This window comes from Massilia mucilaginosa (assembly GCF_011682145.1).
GTDB classification, from domain to species: domain Bacteria; phylum Pseudomonadota; class Gammaproteobacteria; order Burkholderiales; family Burkholderiaceae_D; genus Telluria_A; species Telluria_A mucilaginosa.
Genome location: NZ_WHJH01000175.1, coordinates 1 through 775, shown reverse-complemented (window position 1 = coordinate 775; position 775 = coordinate 1). Strand labels below are relative to the sequence as shown.

Here is a 775-nt window from a genome sequence, read left to right as displayed (position 1 = left end):
TCGCTTTGCATACCTATGTATTCAGTATGCAATGACCTGTAAAGGCCGGGTTTCCCCATTCGGAAATCTGCGGATCAAAGCTTGTTTGCTAGCTCCCCGCAGCTTATCGCAAGCTACTACGTCCTTCATCGCCTGTAATCGCCAAGGCATCCACCATGTGCACTTATTCGCTTGTCCCTATAACGTTAGCCTCTGTTCCGGAGAACAAAGAGCGTTACAGAGATAAGAAAGTACAGCGTTGTTGCTTTGTTTTGATACATACAATCACTACCCATCGTCTGGCCTGTCGGCCAAACGATTAAAACTTTACTTCTTCCAGATTGTTAAAGAACGAAACAGCTTTAATCTCTAAAAGACCAAACCTAAGCATCTATGCTTACGTTTGCACTTTCAAGAGTTAAGTAGAGTGGTGGAGGATGACGGGATCGAACCGACGACCCCCTGCTTGCAAAGCAGGTGCTCTCCCAGCTGAGCTAATCCCCCAAGGAATGCGTGGTAGGGCTGGTTGGACTCGAACCAACGACCCCCGCGTTATCAACACGGTGCTCTAACCAGCTGAGCTACAGCCCCGACTTGGACACTGCTACTGTTTCTTCTTAATTAAACAGCCGATAAGTGTGGGCGTTTGTTGAACCGGCTCTATAGCCTGGTGCAACTCTAGAAAGGAGGTGATCCAGCCGCACCTTCCGATACGGCTACCTTGTTACGACTTCACCCCAGTCACGAATCCTACCGTGGTAAGCGCCCCCCTTGCGGTTAAGCTACCTACTTCTGG

General features: G+C 49.3%; 2 tRNA genes and 2 rRNA genes. All 4 read right to left on the bottom strand.

Features of this window, described 5'->3' with window-relative positions:
• Positions 1-177: ribosomal RNA gene (locus tag F2P45_RS34365) — 23S ribosomal RNA — on the bottom strand; the annotation flags it as partial.
• 230 nt (positions 178-407) lie between these two features.
• Positions 408-483, bottom strand: a tRNA-Ala gene (locus F2P45_RS34360).
• A 10-nt stretch (positions 484-493) separates the two neighbouring features.
• Positions 494-570, bottom strand: a tRNA-Ile gene (locus F2P45_RS34355).
• A gap of 91 nt (positions 571-661) precedes the next feature.
• A 16S ribosomal RNA gene (locus F2P45_RS34350) occupies positions 662-775 on the bottom strand; the annotation flags it as partial.